13 protein-coding genes are annotated in these 15,064 nt (G+C 65.9%); 6 read left to right on the top strand and 7 right to left on the bottom strand.

What is annotated here, in order from left to right; genetic code table 11:
- Nucleotides 1-62: 62 nt before the first annotated feature.
- Nucleotides 63-1,802: a DEAD/DEAH box helicase gene (locus tag MTX34_RS11235; protein WP_243593608.1), complete on the bottom strand. Its 1,740-nt coding sequence runs from the start codon at nucleotides 1,800-1,802 to the stop codon at nucleotides 63-65.
- Nucleotides 1,803-1,993: 191 nt separating this feature from the next.
- Between MTX34_RS11235 and MTX34_RS11230 the strand changes: the two genes are divergently transcribed.
- Nucleotides 1,994-3,076: a YihY/virulence factor BrkB family protein gene (locus tag MTX34_RS11230; RefSeq protein ID WP_243593214.1), complete on the top strand. Its 1,083-nt coding sequence runs from the start codon at nucleotides 1,994-1,996 to the stop codon at nucleotides 3,074-3,076.
- Nucleotides 3,077-3,114: 38 nt separating this feature from the next.
- On the opposite strand, the gene MTX34_RS11225 is transcribed toward MTX34_RS11230, so the two are convergent.
- Nucleotides 3,115-3,351, bottom strand: coding sequence for a DUF3039 domain-containing protein (locus MTX34_RS11225; RefSeq protein WP_042939664.1), 237 nt, complete (start codon nucleotides 3,349-3,351; stop codon nucleotides 3,115-3,117).
- A gap of 92 nt (nucleotides 3,352-3,443) precedes the next feature.
- On the opposite strand from MTX34_RS11225, the gene MTX34_RS11220 reads away from it, so the two are divergent.
- The 3 genes from MTX34_RS11220 (at nucleotide 3,444) to MTX34_RS11210 (ending at nucleotide 6,489) form a co-directional block, all read left to right on the top strand.
- Nucleotides 3,444-3,812, top strand: coding sequence for a DUF3099 domain-containing protein (locus tag MTX34_RS11220; protein ID WP_243593215.1), 369 nt, complete (start codon nucleotides 3,444-3,446; stop codon nucleotides 3,810-3,812).
- A 33-nt stretch (nucleotides 3,813-3,845) separates the two neighbouring features.
- On the top strand, nucleotides 3,846-5,339 hold the full coding sequence (locus MTX34_RS11215) for a class I SAM-dependent methyltransferase (RefSeq protein ID WP_243609511.1): 1,494 nt from the start codon (nucleotides 3,846-3,848) through the stop codon (nucleotides 5,337-5,339).
- Nucleotides 5,340-5,517: 178 nt separating this feature from the next.
- The gene (locus MTX34_RS11210; RefSeq protein ID WP_243593217.1) at nucleotides 5,518-6,489 is read left to right on the top strand and encodes a sigma-70 family RNA polymerase sigma factor; all 972 of its coding nucleotides are present in this window, start codon (nucleotides 5,518-5,520) and stop codon (nucleotides 6,487-6,489) included.
- A 126-nt stretch (nucleotides 6,490-6,615) separates the two neighbouring features.
- Here the strand turns inward: MTX34_RS11210 and MTX34_RS11205 are convergent, their stop codons facing one another.
- Complete coding sequence (locus MTX34_RS11205) at nucleotides 6,616-9,273, bottom strand: bifunctional GNAT family N-acetyltransferase/acetate--CoA ligase family protein (RefSeq protein ID WP_243609649.1); 2,658 nt, start codon at nucleotides 9,271-9,273, stop codon at nucleotides 6,616-6,618.
- 61 nt (nucleotides 9,274-9,334) lie between these two features.
- The gene (locus tag MTX34_RS11200; protein ID WP_243593218.1) at nucleotides 9,335-10,603 is read right to left on the bottom strand and encodes an acetoin utilization protein AcuC; all 1,269 of its coding nucleotides are present in this window, start codon (nucleotides 10,601-10,603) and stop codon (nucleotides 9,335-9,337) included.
- Nucleotides 10,604-10,788: 185 nt separating this feature from the next.
- On the opposite strand from MTX34_RS11200, the gene MTX34_RS11195 reads away from it, so the two are divergent.
- On the top strand, nucleotides 10,789-11,475 hold the full coding sequence (locus MTX34_RS11195; RefSeq protein WP_243593219.1) for a metal-dependent transcriptional regulator: 687 nt from the start codon (nucleotides 10,789-10,791) through the stop codon (nucleotides 11,473-11,475).
- A 46-nt stretch (nucleotides 11,476-11,521) separates the two neighbouring features.
- The gene (gene galE / locus MTX34_RS11190; RefSeq protein WP_243593220.1) at nucleotides 11,522-12,502 is read left to right on the top strand and encodes a UDP-glucose 4-epimerase GalE; all 981 of its coding nucleotides are present in this window, start codon (nucleotides 11,522-11,524) and stop codon (nucleotides 12,500-12,502) included.
- Between the two features lie 19 nt (nucleotides 12,503-12,521).
- Here the strand turns inward: galE and MTX34_RS11185 are convergent, their stop codons facing one another.
- The 3 genes from MTX34_RS11185 to MTX34_RS11175 form a co-directional block, all read right to left on the bottom strand.
- Entirely contained in the window at nucleotides 12,522-13,637 is a 1,116-nt protein-coding gene (locus tag MTX34_RS11185; RefSeq protein WP_243609510.1) for a DUF4192 domain-containing protein, read from the bottom strand.
- Between the two features lie 150 nt (nucleotides 13,638-13,787).
- Entirely contained in the window at nucleotides 13,788-14,498 is a 711-nt protein-coding gene (locus MTX34_RS11180) for a DUF5642 family protein (protein WP_243593222.1), read from the bottom strand.
- Between the two features lie 112 nt (nucleotides 14,499-14,610).
- Nucleotides 14,611-15,064: MBL fold metallo-hydrolase (locus tag MTX34_RS11175; protein ID WP_243609509.1), on the bottom strand; the 454-nt coding region annotated here is incomplete at its 5' end.

Below are 15,064 nucleotides of genomic sequence, written 5' to 3'. Positions count from 1 at the left end.
TTCGCCACGATCGAACACGAAAAAGACGGATGGTCCACGGACCGTCCGTCTTTTTCGTGCCGCTACATCTTGCGGAGCTGGGCGATGCGCTCACCCAACTGATCGGCCGAGGCCATCGCCGTCGGCGGCCCACCACAGATGCGCCGCAGATCGCCGTGAATGACACCGTGCGGCTTCCCGGTCCGATGGTGGTACACCGCGACCAAACTGTTCAGTTCACGCCGCAGGCCGGCCAACTGGCCCGCACTGCTGGCCCTGTCGTTGACGACGGGGGGCACCGGAACTGCGGGCCCCGCTGCCGGCTTGTCGATCTGCTCCTGCTGGCGTTGGCGCAGCAGGTCACGCATCTGTGTGGCGTCGAGCAAGCCGGGCAGACCCAGGTAGTCGGCTTCCTCGTCGCTGCCCGAGAACGTCGCCGTGCCGAACGAGGAACCGTCGTAGATCACCTGATCGAGTTCGGCATCCGCACCGAGCGAGGTGTACGCCTTCTCCTCTTCGCCCAGCTCGTCCTTCTGCTTGTTGGCGTCGGCCAACAAGTCGTCGTCGAAACCGTCCTTCTCGCGGTGCGGTTTGCCGAGAATGTGATCGCGCTGCGCCTCGAGCTGCGACGCGAGGTCCAGCAGAACCGGTACCGACGGCAGGAACACGCTTGCGGTCTCGCCTTTGCGACGCGACCGCACGAATCGACCGATCGCCTGCGCGAAGTACAGCGGCGTCGACGCACTGGTCGCGTAGACGCCGACGGCCAGACGCGGAACGTCGACCCCCTCCGACACCATGCGGACGGCAACCATCCAGCGCTGGTCGCTCTTGCCGAATGCCGCGATCCGCGCCGAGGACGTGGGGTCGTCCGAGAGCACGATCGCCGGCGTCTCCCCCGTGATCACCTCGATCAGCTTTGCGTAGGCCCGGGCTACCGTCTGGTCGGTTGCGATCACCAATCCGCCTGCATCGGGCATGCCACCCGCTCGCAACTGGCCCAGCCGTGTGTTCGCAGCCAGCAGCACGGCGGGCATCCAGTCGCCCTGTGGATCGAGCGCAGTGCGCCACGCTCGCGCGGTCTGTTCGGCATTGAGCGGCTCACCCAGCCGAGCGGTGTATTCCTCACCCGCACTGTCACGCCACCGCGCTTCGCCGGAGTAGGCGAGGAACACGACAGGCCGGACGACTCCATCGGCCAGAGCATCGGAGTAGCCGTACGCGTGATCGGCCTTCGACCGCATCGCTCCGTCCTGATCCGGCTCGTAGTTGACGAACGGGATGGGGCTGTCGTCACTACGGAACGGCGTGCCGGTCAACGCGAGACGTCGGGTCGCGTCTCCGAACGCTTCGCGAATACCTTCGCCCCAGCTCTTCGCGTCACCACCGTGGTGAATCTCGTCGAGGATCACGAGAGTCTTGCGGGACTCGGTGCGCACGCGGTGCTTGAACGGATGCGAGGCGATCTGCGCGTAGGTCACCACCACGCCGTGATAGTCGCTCGAGGTCTGACCGGTCGAGTTCGAGAAGCGCGAATCGAGTGCGATGCCCACCCTGGCTGCCGACTCGGCCCACTGGTGCTTGAGGTGCTCGGTAGGTGCGACGACGGTGACCTGATCGACGGTTCGGTGGGCGAGCAACTCTGCGGCCACGCGTAGAGCGAAGGTCGTCTTGCCTGCGCCCGGCGTCGCAACGGCCAGGAAGTCCTTGGGCGAGGCGACGAGATACTTCGTCAGCGCACGCCGCTGCCACGCGCGCAGCGGCGCTCCCCCGCTCACGGGAGCTGCCGTCTGCTCGGTGGATGGTGGTGTGGGATCGAACATGTCAGCGCTCACTGGCCGCCGGTTCCTGGCATCGATGTGAATTCCTCGCGCTCTCGGTAGCCCTGCAGTGTCCGCCGAGGAGCCTATCGCTCCGCACCGACCTATCCCGCATCGCTGGGGTGAGTCGGATGCGACACGGCGGGGCGGGTCGTTAGGCGAAGTCGCCTCTCGTCAGGAATGCTGGAGACACCATGAGCGAGTCTGCAGGAGGAACTCCACCACCGGAACGGTTGTCGGCGCGAAGGCCGCTCCGTGCGGTGTGGAAAGTGATTCTTCGCACTCTGAGCAAAGCCTGGGACGATTCGATCTTCAGCAAGGCTGCGACTGCCGCCTTCTGGCAGACACTGTCGCTGCCACCGCTGCTTCTCGGCGTACTCGGCAGTCTCGGATTCGTCGGTGGATGGTTCGGTCCGAACACCGTCCAGATCATCGAGTCCAAGATCATCACGTTCAGCAACACGCTCTTCAGCAGCAGTGTCGTCGATCAGATCATCGCACCGACCGTCCGAGACGTACTCGCACAGGGCAGTGGCGAGATCGTCTCGGTGGGCTTTCTGCTCTCACTGTGGGCCGGCTCGTCGGCGATCTCGACCTTCGTGGACTCCATCGTCGAAGCACACGGACAAGCCGACGCGCGAAATCCCGTGTGGCAGCGGTTCTTCGCGCTGCTCCTGTACGTCGGCTTCCTGATCATCGCGGTGTTCGTGCTTCCGCTCGTCGCACTCGGGCCGGTGTACGTCCAACAGATACTGCCCGATTCGTGGCTCACCGTCGGCAGCGAACTCGTCGACTTCATGTACTACCCCGCCGTGGGTCTGCTGCTGATCATCGGCCTGACCACGTTGTACAAGCTGGCGTTGCACACCTCACTGCCGTGGCATCGTCTGCTCGGTGGAGCACTGCTGGCCGGTGTGTTCTTCATGATTGCCAGTGCCGTACTTCGCCGGTACCTGACCTGGGTCACCAGCACCGGCTACACCTACGGTGCGTTGGCAACGCCGATCGCGTTTCTGCTGTTCACGTTCTTCCTCGGCTTCGCCGTGGTCCTCGGAGCCGAGTTCAACGCCACGATCCAGGAGTTCTGGCCTGCCCGAGCAACCCGAATGGATCAAATGCGTGAGTGGATCGCTGCGCAGGCGGCTGCGGACGACAAGCCGTCGGGACCGGTGACCGCGGTCGCGCGACGCCTGGCCACAGGGCCGATCAAAGTCACGGCACCGATCAGAGTCGTCGGTGACCGGCAACGATCCGACCGACCCGAACCGTCTCCGTGACAGTCGGGTCCGGCGGACTCATTTTCGGACGCGAGTTGTCACTCGCCCTTCTTGAGGCCCTCGTAGACCTTCTTGCAGTCCGGGCACACCGGAGATCCGGGCTTCGCGGACTTGGTGACGGGAAACACCTCACCGCACAGCGCGACAACGTGCGTACCCATGACCGCGCTCTCGGCGATCTTGTTCTTCTTGACGTAGTGGAAGAACTTCGGCCGGTCGTCCTCGGTGGTTTCGTCCGGTGCGATATCGGGACGATCCTTCGTCTGAGTGCTCATGGACACAGATTAATCCGTCGATCCATCGAGGGGTAACCGGTTGCACACGCTCGACGCAAGCATTCTGTGAGCAGTAGTGCCACAGTGGAGTTATGACGAGAACCCCAGGGTTCGACGGAAGCGCGTACAGCGACTCGCCGGATGGGCCCGTTCTGATCACCGAGGCACAGCAGTCGGTCGAAGAGCAGCACAAAAAGCGTGTACGCAAGTACATGTTCATCATGTCCTTCCGCATCCCGGCGTTGGTGTTGGCCGCCATCGCATACGGGATGTGGATGAATCCATGGATCTCCATGGCCATAGTCGGAGCGTCCATTCCACTGCCGTGGATGGCGGTGCTGATCGCCAACGATCGGCCGCCCCGCACCAAGGACGAGATGAGCCGATACGACTACCGGACCGTGGACCGGCCGCAACTGGAATCGAGCAACCACCGAGTGATCGAGGCGGGCGACGACTGACGGAGCGGCTGTCACCGATGCGACACTTGCGTCGTGACTGCACAGAACTCCACGTCCCCACTCGTTGCTGCCTGCTCTGTACTTCGTGATGCCTTCGACCGAGTGGGATACGACGCCGACGGCGTTCTGACGCTGCTCGGCGACGACGCCCATGCGGCCCTCGGTCGCAGCGAGCCGGTCCCGGTACGCAACGCCAGTCTGGACGGAGGTGCGCTGGGTGTGCTGGTGCGCCTGTTTCTCCTCGTCGACGACTGCCCCGAGTCCGATGTCGCCGACGCCATCGCGCCCCTGACGGTTGCCGACGCCGTATCGGCCGGGATTCTCACCCGCTCCGGATCCACGGTGCGGACGCTGCTCGACATCCGCCCACTCGACGCCGGACACGGAACTCGATGGATCGTCTCGGATCCGGACGGCAGCATGCGCGTCGCCGAGACGGCACCCGACCACGTGCTGGGCGTCGGGCAGGCCTCACTCTCACTTCTCCGTGGAACACCCACCTCCCCGGTCACCAGCGTGCTCGACGTCGGCACCGGATGTGGCGTGCAGGCAGTCCACGCCTGCGGCTACGCGGAACAGGTGACCGCGACCGACATCAGCCCACGGTCGATGGACCTCGCGGCGGCGACGATGGCACTCAACGGACTGGACGTGGAGTTGCTGCACGGGTCGTGGTTCGAGCCGGTCGCCGGACGTCGATTCGACCGCATCGTGGCCAATCCACCGTTCGTCGTCGGCCGCGCAGAGGTACTGCACTCCTACCGCGATTCCGGCCTCGACCTCGACGGGGCCAGCGCCCTGATGGTCGGCCGTGCCCCGGACCACCTCGCACCGGGCGGCACCGCTGCCATCCTGGCGTCCTGGATCCACGTCCGAGGCGAGGACTGGCGTGCGCGGGTGGCGTCGTGGCTGCCGGCTCACGGGATCGACGCCTGGGTCGTCGAGCGCGATGTCGCCGATCCTGCCCTGTACGTGGGCACCTGGATGCGCGACGGCGGCCTCGATCCCCGCGATCCCGACGCGGCCGCGGTGGCACAGTCCTGGCTCGACCACTTCGCGGACGCCGATGTGGAAGGGATCGGCTTCGGATTCGTGTATCTCCGCCGAACGGACGAGCCCACCGACCTACTCGCCGAGGAGCTCACGCACGGCTTCTCGGACCCGCTGGGCAACGAATCGCTGCAGTACTTCGCGCGGCTCGACTGGCTCCGAGAGCACGACATCCTCGACTCGGTCCTGACCCTCGACCCGAACACGGCACTCGAGCGCGTCTACCTTCCGGGCGACGAGGGCTGGTCGCCGGTGGCAGTTCGGGTGCATCGCGGGAACGGGCCGCAGTGGCAGCACGACGTCGACGAGCTTGGTGCGGCTCTGCTCGCCGGGCTGCGACCCGATGGCCTACCGGTCGGTGAACTGGTGGAGCTGCTCGCTGCTGCGCACGACGAGGACGCCGAGCAACTGGCCGTGCATGCGGTGACGATGATGCAGGGGCTCGTCCGGCACGGCTTGGTTCTGCCGGCTCGATGAGTCCCCGACAGCGCCCCAGGAGAGCGACCGTTCCCGGCGGCTTCACTTCTCAGCAACTTCTCAGGACGAACATCATGTAATCCCTGGTCACGCGGGTATCCACAGGATCGGCGTGGGAACTTATCGGAGTCTCCCGAGCGTTGAACCCAGTGAGACACCACCGACCAGGAGGCAAGTCATGACCAGCCCCAGCACCACGATTCGTCCACGGCCGACCGACGCCGATCTGGACGCCCAGAGCCCAGCCGCCGATCTCGTTCGCGTGTACCTCAACGGCATCGGCCGCACTGCGTTGCTGACGGCTGCCGAGGAAGTCGATCTGGCCAAGAGGATCGAGGCTGGTCTCTACGCGAAGCAGGTTCTCGAGAACACGAAGCGGCTGAGCGCAGTCAAGAAGCGCAATCTCGCCATCATCGTTCGCGACGGCAGCGCCGCACGCAGCCACCTGCTCGAAGCGAACCTCCGCCTGGTCGTGTCCCTCGCCAAGCGCTACACCGGTCGCGGTATGCCCCTGCTCGACCTGATCCAGGAGGGCAACCTCGGGCTCATCCGCGCGATGGAGAAGTTCGACTACGCCAAGGGCTTCAAGTTCTCGACGTACGCAACGTGGTGGATTCGTCAGGCCATCACCCGCGGTATGGCGGATCAGAGCCGCACGATCCGGCTGCCCGTCCACCTGGTCGAACAGGTCAACAAGCTGGCCAGAATCAAGCGTGAGCTGCATCAGCAGCTCGGCCGCGAGGCGACGGACGACGAGCTGTCGAGCGAATCGGGTATCGCGGTGGAGAAGATCGCGGATCTGCTCGACCACAGCCGCGACCCGGTGAGCCTGGACATGCCGGTGGGCAGCGACGAGGAAGCGCCTCTCGGAGACTTCATCGAGGATTCCGAAGCGACGTCCGCGGAGAATGCCGTCATCGCGGGCCTGTTGCACAGCGACGTCCGCGTCGTTCTCGGCACGCTCGACGAACGGGAGCAGCAGGTCATCCGTCTGCGCTACGGCCTGGACGACGGTCAGCCCCGCACCCTCGATCAGATCGGCAAGATCTTCGGTCTCTCCCGCGAGCGTGTCCGTCAGATCGAACGCGAGGTGATGGTCAAGCTTCGGCAGGGCGACCGCGCCGAGAAGTTGCGGTCCTACGCCAGCTGAGCCCAGTCACCGAACGGTGGAGCATCAGTGACAAACCTGTGTGCCCCACCCCACGCGGTAGCCGAGCCGACGTTCTCTCCCCTCGGGACGTCGACTCGGCTGCCGCTTTTTCGGTTGCCCATCCGTTCAGCGCAGGCGACGTGGGCCCAGGTCGGCTTTGGTGGGCTCGGGACCGATCCGCACCCGAGCGTCGGTGATCTGCGCGCCGTCGGCCGATGCAAGGACCGGCTCGCACGAAATCTCGCGTATGTCCGAGATATCTTCTGCCAGTGCAGAAATACGCTGCACCAAGTCGATCAGCGCGCTTTTGTTGACGGGAACCGCATTGCGGTATCCGGACAGCAGCGGGGCCGCCTTCGGTGCGTCGATCAGCTGTGCGGCCTCGTCCTCGGTCAACGGCAGGACCCGATACGCCCGGTCGCCCAGCAGGTCCGAGATCACCCCCGCCAGACCGAACGAGATGAGTGATCCGAACGACGGGTCGTCCTGCACACGCACGACACAGCCGATGCCCTTGACCGCCATGCGCTGAACGTGCAGCAACGGTTCGCCGGAGTCTGCAGCGAGGTTCCGGTATGCCACCCGCACCGCGGAGGCGTCGGCCATGTCCAGACGCACTCCCCCGAGATCGGGCCGGTGTCGCCACCGCTCCCCGGTCGCTTTGACCGCTACCGGGTATCCCAGCTCGTCTGCCGCGGCGACGGCCTCGTCCTCGTCGGTCACGGTCCGGAAGGCCACGACGTCGAGGCCGTAGCAGGCCAGCAATTCTGCGGTCTCGAAATCGGAGAGCCACCGTCCCTGACTGCCCGCCGAACGCCATCCCTCGACCAGGTGTTTGGCCCGTTCGGAGTCGATGCTCTTGGGTCGGACGAGGTTCGACACCGGTCGCGAGCGCCACGACGAGTACCGCCACGCGGCGGCCAGCGCCGCAACGGCCCGCTCAGGACCCGAGTAGGAGGGCACCGAACCACGCACGGGGTGTCCGCCCGGTCCGCGCACTGCCAAGACGTCGGGGATTCCTTCCGTGGCCAGGAACGTCGAGAGCACCGGCTTGTCGGATCCACGAACGGCGTTGCCGAGCGCTGCTGCGAACGGTTCGACCTCCACGGCGACCGGCGGCACGAACACCACGATGACCGCATCGATGTCCGACGCCGCCAATGCCGACGACACGGCTGCGGCGAACTCTTCGGGGCCCGCCTGCGGACCGACATCGGTCGGGTTGCTCGCGTGCAGGCCCTTGGCGCGCGCAGCGTCGACCGCCAGCACGCCCAGAGCCGTCGAATTTCCCACCACGGCCACCCGCGGTCCGGCCGGGAGAGGTTGATTGCCGAACAGGACAGCGCAGTCGAACAATTCCGAGATCGTGTCGACCTGGATGACGCCTGCCTGAGCGAAGAGTGCGCGCACGATCGAGTCGTCGATGTCGGCGCCGATCGCATGTGCGGGCGGCACGGCACCGCGTCCGCTCTTGACCGCGATGATGGGCTTGCTCCGGGCGACCCTGCGCGCGATTCTGGTGAACTTCCTGGGATTACCGAAGCTCTCGAGATACAGCAGAATCACCTCGGTGGCCGGGTCCGAATCCCAGTACTGCAGTAGGTCGTTTCCCGACACATCGGCGCGGTTGCCGGCCGAGACGAACGTGGACAGTCCGAGTCTGCGCTTGGCCGCCTCGTCCAGAATCGCGATGCCGAGTGCGCCGGACTGACAGAAGAATCCGACGTTGCCCGGAGTGGGCAGATGCGGAGCGAGAGTGGCGTTCAGACCGAACTCGGGATCGGTGTTCGCCACACCGAGCGCGTTGGGCCCGATCAACCGCATTCCGTGCGCCCTCGCCGCCAGCACCAGCCTGCGCTCGCTCTCCTGCCCGGCCGGTCCGGTCTCACCGAATCCACCCGAGACCACCAGAAGCGCTTTGACGCCCTTGTCCAGGCAGTCGTCGAGTACCGCGTCGATGGCATCTGCCGGAACCGCTGCGATCGCCAGATCGACCGGATCGGGGATGTCGTGCACCGTGGCGTAGGCGCGGACCCCGCGGACGGACCGGTGGTCGGCGTTGACGGGATAGATCGGGCCGGTGAAGTTGCCGGCCAACAGATTCGCGAGGACGGCGTTGCCCACCTTCGAGCTGTCCGTCGATGCTCCGATCACAGCCACCGATCGGGGGCTGAGCACGTTGCGCACACTGCGGGCCTCGGCAGCGCGCTCGCGCGAATTGCGCACCGAGAGCAGCGCTTCACTCGGATCGATGGCGAATTCGAGGCGCAGTACGCCACCCTCGAAGGACCTGCTGACCTGATACCCCGCTTCGCGGAAGACGGTGACCATGTTCCGGTTCTCGGCGAGCACCTCGGCGACGAACATGTTCACCCCGTTCTCGGCGGCCGCCCCGGCGAGGTGTTCGAGCAGAATCGGGCCCAGTCCGCGACCCTGATGCGCGTCGGCGACGACGAAGGCCACCTCGGCGGAATTACCGTCGCCCTCGGGCAGTCGTTCGTAGCGGCCGACCGCGATGATGTCGTCGCCGAGGACCGCGACGAACGCCACCCGGTCGTGGTGGTCGACAGTCGTGAAGTTCAGCACGTCGCGCTGGGGCATCGTGGGATACGGCCCGAAATACCGTAGGTACCTCGTCCGCTCGGACAGTCGACCGTGAAATGCGACGATGCGTTCGGAGTCCGAGGGAACGATGGGACGCAGGTGCACCACACCGCCGTCGGAGGTGAGAACGTCGGCCACCCAGTGCCGTGGGAACGAGGTCTCCGCGCGCTCTCTGGCCAGGTCCTTCTCGCTCTGGTCCGATGCCGCAGCGGCCGTTTCGGCCGGAGGGCTGTCGGTCGGTTCAGTCACGCGGGTCCTCCGGATCGAGTCCGAGCAGTGGAAACACTGCTCGACGAGTGGCGATGATCGCCGAGTCGACGCGTTCGAGCGCCCTGTCGGTGCCGTCGGTTCCGGAGAGCGATCCTCCAGGTCCGTCCCAGGCGGGATAGTCGACGTCTCCACCGTCACCCATCGTCTGCGGCAGATCGACGCTCGGCGCCATGGTCCGTACTCGCTCGCGCCACGTGTCCGGCAGCGCCGACATCGGGTCGATGTCGCGGCCGAGCGCCGCAGCGATGAGGTGCGTCCAGGATCGTGGAACGACGCGCACCAGGCCGTACCCTCCACCGCCGACGGCCAACCATCGACCTTCGGAATGCTTGTCCGCCAGATCACGCATGGCCAGGAAGGCAGCGTTCTGTCCGTCCACGGTCAGAGCCAGATCCGCGAGGGGATCTTCGCGGTGGCTGTCGACACCACATTGGCTGACGATGATCTGCGGCGCGAATGCCCCGATCGCGCCCGGCACGATGGCGTGGAACGCACGCAGCCACAACCGATCCGCGGTGCCAGGAAGCAACGGAACGTTGATGGAGGTTCCCTCGCCACGTTCGGTTCCCACCTCGGTCGACCATCCGGTGTTCGGCCACAGCGTCGCCGGATGTTGGTGCAACGAGATGGTGAGCACCCTGGGGTCACCCAGAAAGGCCGCCTGCACGCCGTCCCCGTGGTGTGCATCGACGTCGATGTAGGCGATTCGATCGAAACCGTTGTCCAGCAACCACGAGATGGCGATCGCGGCGTCGTTGTAGACACAGAATCCCGAGGCCCAGTCGGCCATCGCGTGGTGCATTCCACCGCCGATGCTCACCGCGCGTCGGGCCCGACCCGACGCGATTTCGCGCGCGGCAGCCAGCGACCCACCGGCGAGCATGGCGCTCGCCTCGTGCATCTGTGGGAACACGGGGTTGTCGTCGGAGCCGAGCCCGTGGACGACGTCGTCGGGGTCGCGCAGCGCCGGACCCTGCGACGGTGCCTGCTTGACGGCCTCGATGTAGGCGCTGGTGTGGAAGCGAAGCAGCTCGGAATCAGGTGCGGCGGCGGGCTCGACGAGTTCGACGCCGGCGAGGAGGCCGATGTCGGTGGCGAGCGCCATCGTCAGATCGAGCCGTGTGGGGTTCATCGGGTGGTCGTCGCTCCACCGGTAGCCGAGGTAGTCCTTGCTCCACACGACGATGTCCTCGGGGCGGTTCGGGATGGACGCGGCGGCGCGTGTCGCCTGATCAGACATAGGGACAAAACTACGTTGTCGGGCGGGATGGTGTTGCCGGGTTCCGGTGTTGTCCTCTGTGTCCCTTTGTGAGAAGCCATGGGAAACGTCGGTCACCGTTGTGGTGCGCCGCGCCCGCTACGTCTGGGTGCAGCGCCGATTTCGGGGCGCTGACGGTAGGATCGAGCCCGACGAAGGGGTTGAGTGTGAAGGATCTGGTCGACACCACGGAGATGTACCTCCGGACGATCTACGACTTGGAAGAAGAGGGCGTGATTCCGCTCCGCGCGCGAATCGCCGAACGGCTCGAACAAAGTGGTCCCACCGTCAGCCAAACCGTTGCTCGGATGGAGCGTGACGGCCTGTTGTCCGTCGCCGGCGACCGGCACCTGGAGCTGACCGAGAAAGGCCGCAGCCTGGCGGTTGCCGTCATGCGCAAGCATCGGTTGGCCGAGCGTCTGCTGGTGGACATCATCGGTCTGCGATGGGAAGACGTCCACGCCGAGGCGTGCCGTTGGGAACACGTGATGAGCGAGGAGGTCGAGCGCCGCTTGGTCACTGTGCTGAACAACCCGACGACATCGCCGTACGGCAACCCGATTCCTGGGCTCGCCGAGCTCGGTCTGGGCCAGTCGACTCTGGCACCGGAGGCTCTCATCCGCCTCACCGATGTGCCGGTCGGTCAACCGACAGCGGTCGTGGTGCGTCGTCTCGCCGAGCACGTGCAGTCCGACCCCGAGGTCATCGCTCAGCTTCGCGAGGCAGGCGTTGTCCCCGATGCTCGGGTTACAGTCGAGGCCAAGCCCGGGTCGATCACGATCACGGTGCCAGGACACAGCGGTGTCGACATATCCGACGAAATGGCGCACGCCGTTCAGGTGAAGAGGGTCTGACCTCGCACCGACGACGGCGTCGGACGCGTGTGAGGGAGAACGAGCAATGAAGCTACTGGTTACCGGTGGGGCGGGATACGTCGGCAGCGTATGTGCCGCAGTACTCGTCGAGCGCGGCCATGAGGTCGTCGTCGTGGACAACCTGTCCACCGGTAACCGGGACGCCGTTCCCCACGGTGCGACATTCGTCGAGGGCGACATCAAGGACGCAGCTGCCGACGTGCTGATCGGCGGCAACTTCGACGCCGTTCTGCACTTCGCCGCTCAGTCTCTGGTGGGCGAATCGGTGATCTCGCCCGACAAGTACTGGAGCGGGAACGTGGTCACCTCGTTGGCCCTGCTCGACGCCATCCGTGCGTCCGGCACACCGAAGCTGGTGTTCTCCTCCACGGCAGCCACGTACGGCGAGCCCGAGAGGACACCGATCACCGAAGAGGCTCCCACTCGCCCCACCAATCCCTACGGTGCCACCAAGCTCGCGATCGATCACGCGATCACCTCGTATGCAGCCGCTTACGGGCTCGCCGCGACAAGCCTCCGGTACTTCAACGTCGCCGGTGCGTACAACGGCTTCGGGGAGAATCGCGTCGTCGAGACACACCTGATTCCGCTCGTACTCCAGGTCGCTCTGGGGCAGCGAGAGAAGATCTCGGTGTTCGGCACCGATTGGCCGACTCCCGACGGAACGGCCGTCCGCGATTACATCCACGTCGCCGACCTCGCCGAGGCACACATCCTCGCCGTCGATGCAGCACAACCGGGCGAGCACACCATCTACAACCTCGGCAGCGGCACCGGATTCTCCGTGCACGAGGTCATCTCGTCCTGCGAGCGGGTCACCGGCCTACCGATCGCCGTCGAACACGCTCCCCGCCGAGCCGGTGACCCGGCAGTTCTGATCGCCTCGAGTGCACGCGCGGTCGAGGAACTGAAGTGGACACCGGAGCTGACCGATCTCGATCGCATCGTCGCCGACGCGTGGGCATTCCTCCAGCAACTCGGCGATCGTTCTCACGCAGCGCGCTGACCCCGAGCTACGCGAGGATTCACCGTCGACCGAACGGGTCGCCGGGTAGCCGAACACCGCAGGCGCGAGCACACGCGAATCCCGTTTCGGCGACTTCGCGCACCAGTTCGGGACCCGCACCGGCGCTGAGAGATCTGTCCAACAATCGCGCCAGGCTGTAGGTGTCGTCCGCGTCGAGTGCCGCATCGATGGCGATGCGCGCCATCGGCCCGTCTCCGCGTACATACGCGCTGAACGCCAGAAGTGTTGCGGCGATTGCTCTTTCACACCGAGGGAGGACGCGAGACAACGCCGTCCAGAACTCCTCCACCGATCCCGCATCGTCGCCGAGCGTCAGGGCGAGCAGTGCATCACGCACCTGGATGTGACCGATCGCGATTCCGATTCGAGCGACGTCGGTCGGGTCCAGTTCGGTGTCGTACGGCCCCCGCGCGACGTACGACAGCACCGAGGTCAACTCGTCGGCATGAGATCGGCCGCCGTCCCGCCGTTGTCGTGACATCTCGGCAGCCACGGCCCGCACGGTCTCGGCGGGGCCCGGCGCGACGGTCTCGGCCAGCTCACGCCTGGACCGTCGGACAGGGTATCCGTCGAGCACGCGGGCAACGGTCATCGGCGACGCCGACGGATCGGACATCGATCCGTGCCGCTGGGGTCCACGTAGCGACCACCAGCAGGCAGAGTCTGCGATCTCCGACGCCGCGAGGGCAGCGCTGAGCTGCACCCCGAACGACGCGAGTGTGGTGTCGAGTTCCAGAACCAGCGCCTCCACGTCGAGCAGATGCGGCGTTCGGACGGTTCGATCCAGCCTGTCGTCGACGAAGACCGCCATGACTGCGGGGATGTTCTCCAGAGCACAGTAGCCGGCCAGATGGTCGATGACATCGAGCATCTCCGGAGTCGCTCGGGTATGACGACCCGCGCGACGATCGACGTGGTCGCCGGCCAATACGAGGTCGTGACGCATCGTGGGTCCCACGCCGGAGCCGCCGGCCTGGAAGGCGATGAGCACCATCGATCGATGCGGGTGGAATCCGAGCATGGCCGGCACGGCTGCCATCAGCTCGCTTTCGTCGCCGAGGCGCACGCGATGGCGAGGGTCGACGTTGTCCTGAGAATTCATCGGTGAGTACATGCACCGAATTCTGGCCGGGGAGCCGAGAGCCGAATCAGGATCGACCTGGGCTTTCACACTGCCCTGTGGAGAACTACGTCCCTGTGGATGGATCGTGCCGCTGGAGCAGTTGCGAACCGATGTGTGTCGGTTCCGTCTGCTACGGCCGTGTCAGCTCTGGCCGACCTTCTGTACGGCCGCGGTGAACAGTTCGTCGAGGGTCATCGCATCGGGCGTGCCCGAGCCGAAGGACATGAATGTGGCCGAGACTCGAACGTCGTCGATCTGGGCCATCAATGTCAGCATCGACTGGGTGACGGCGTCGCCACCTGCCCCCGATGTGACGGTCTGCCGGACGGCCAACGTGTCGTCCGCGTCGATGGGCGGCGCGGGTGTCAGCGTCGACGTCACCGTCGACGTCGCGCCGGACTTGGTTGCGGTGACCTCGCCGCACTGTTCCAGCTGTTCCTCGCGCGCCGACAGTGGTTCGTCCACTGCGGTCAACTCGATCGAGATGGTCGACCGGCTGTCGTTGTCGGTGCCCACGATCATGGCCGTGCCGGTGGGGCCGAAATCCTGATCGGCAGGCTTGCATCCGGCTGGGCTGACCTCGGCACCGGCCGGAATTCCGCTGAGGTCGGGGGCGGCCTGCGAGATGGCCTGCTGAGGCAACACCAGGGCGTCGTACGGTGCCGGAAAGCTCGACGGGTCTATCAGCAGCGTGTTCAGATCCACGCCCGGCTGTGCCGACGTGCTGGCGGCACCCGGGCTGGGTTCCGGAGTTCCGGTGACGGTGGAGCTGCAGCCGACCAGCACGAGAGCTGCAATCACTGCCGAGGTCGCGGCGATGGGCAGACGGGTTCTATGTGCGGCGGGGCTCACAAGGCGTCCTCTTCAGGTCGGTGGGACGCCGCAGCACACGCTCCGGCGTCCCACCACTGTCTCATTCCGACCACCTCGAACGCGGCAGGCGACCCACAGCGGTGTCGCGAATTCAGCTGCCGCGGGCGATCCACTCCTCGAGGTGCGGTGCTTCGTCGCCGATGCGCGTCCCGTCACCGTGGCCGGTGTTGACTCGGGTGTCGACGGGAAGCGCGAAGAGCCGGTCGCGGATGGACCCGATGATGGTCGGGAAATCCGAGTACGACCGTCCGGTGGCTCCCGGTCCGCCGGAGAACAGGGTGTCGCCGCTGAACAACTCCCCCGCCTCCGGCAGATACAGGCAGGTCGATCCGGGTGAATGCCCGGGCGTGTGCAGCGCCAGGATGTCGGTTCCGGCGACGGTGATGCGTTGGCCGTCCTCGAGCGTCGAGTGCCCGACTCCCGGGTGCGTCTGTTCCCACAGCATGTCGTCGGCGGGGTGCAGCAGAATCGGCGCGTCGAGGGTCTCCGAGAGTTCGGGTGCCACGGTCACGTGGTCGTTGTGTCCGTGGGTGCAGACGATCGCC

This window comes from Rhodococcus sp. ARC_M5 (genome assembly GCF_022810405.1).
In the GTDB taxonomy this organism is placed as follows: Bacteria; Actinomycetota; Actinomycetes; order Mycobacteriales; family Mycobacteriaceae; genus Rhodococcoides; species Rhodococcoides navarretei.
The sequence above is the reverse complement of the archived record's forward strand: the minus strand, read 5'-3'. Positions and strand labels throughout refer to the sequence as shown.

Coding starts and splice junctions, on each gene's coding strand:
- MTX34_RS11235 (WP_243593608.1), bottom strand. CDS start 1,802: ATGTTCGATCCCACACCACCATCCACCGAGCAGACGGCAGCTCCCGTG.
- MTX34_RS11230 (WP_243593214.1), top strand. CDS start 1,994: ATGAGCGAGTCTGCAGGAGGAACTCCACCACCGGAACGGTTGTCGGCG.
- MTX34_RS11225 (WP_042939664.1), bottom strand. CDS start 3,351: ATGAGCACTCAGACGAAGGATCGTCCCGATATCGCACCGGACGAAACC.
- MTX34_RS11220 (WP_243593215.1), top strand. CDS start 3,444: ATGACGAGAACCCCAGGGTTCGACGGAAGCGCGTACAGCGACTCGCCG.
- MTX34_RS11210 (WP_243593217.1), top strand. CDS start 5,518: ATGACCAGCCCCAGCACCACGATTCGTCCACGGCCGACCGACGCCGAT.
- MTX34_RS11200 (WP_243593218.1), bottom strand. CDS start 10,603: ATGTCTGATCAGGCGACACGCGCCGCCGCGTCCATCCCGAACCGCCCC.
- galE (WP_243593220.1), top strand. CDS start 11,522: ATGAAGCTACTGGTTACCGGTGGGGCGGGATACGTCGGCAGCGTATGT.
- MTX34_RS11185 (WP_243609510.1), bottom strand. CDS start 13,637: ATGTACTCACCGATGAATTCTCAGGACAACGTCGACCCTCGCCATCGC.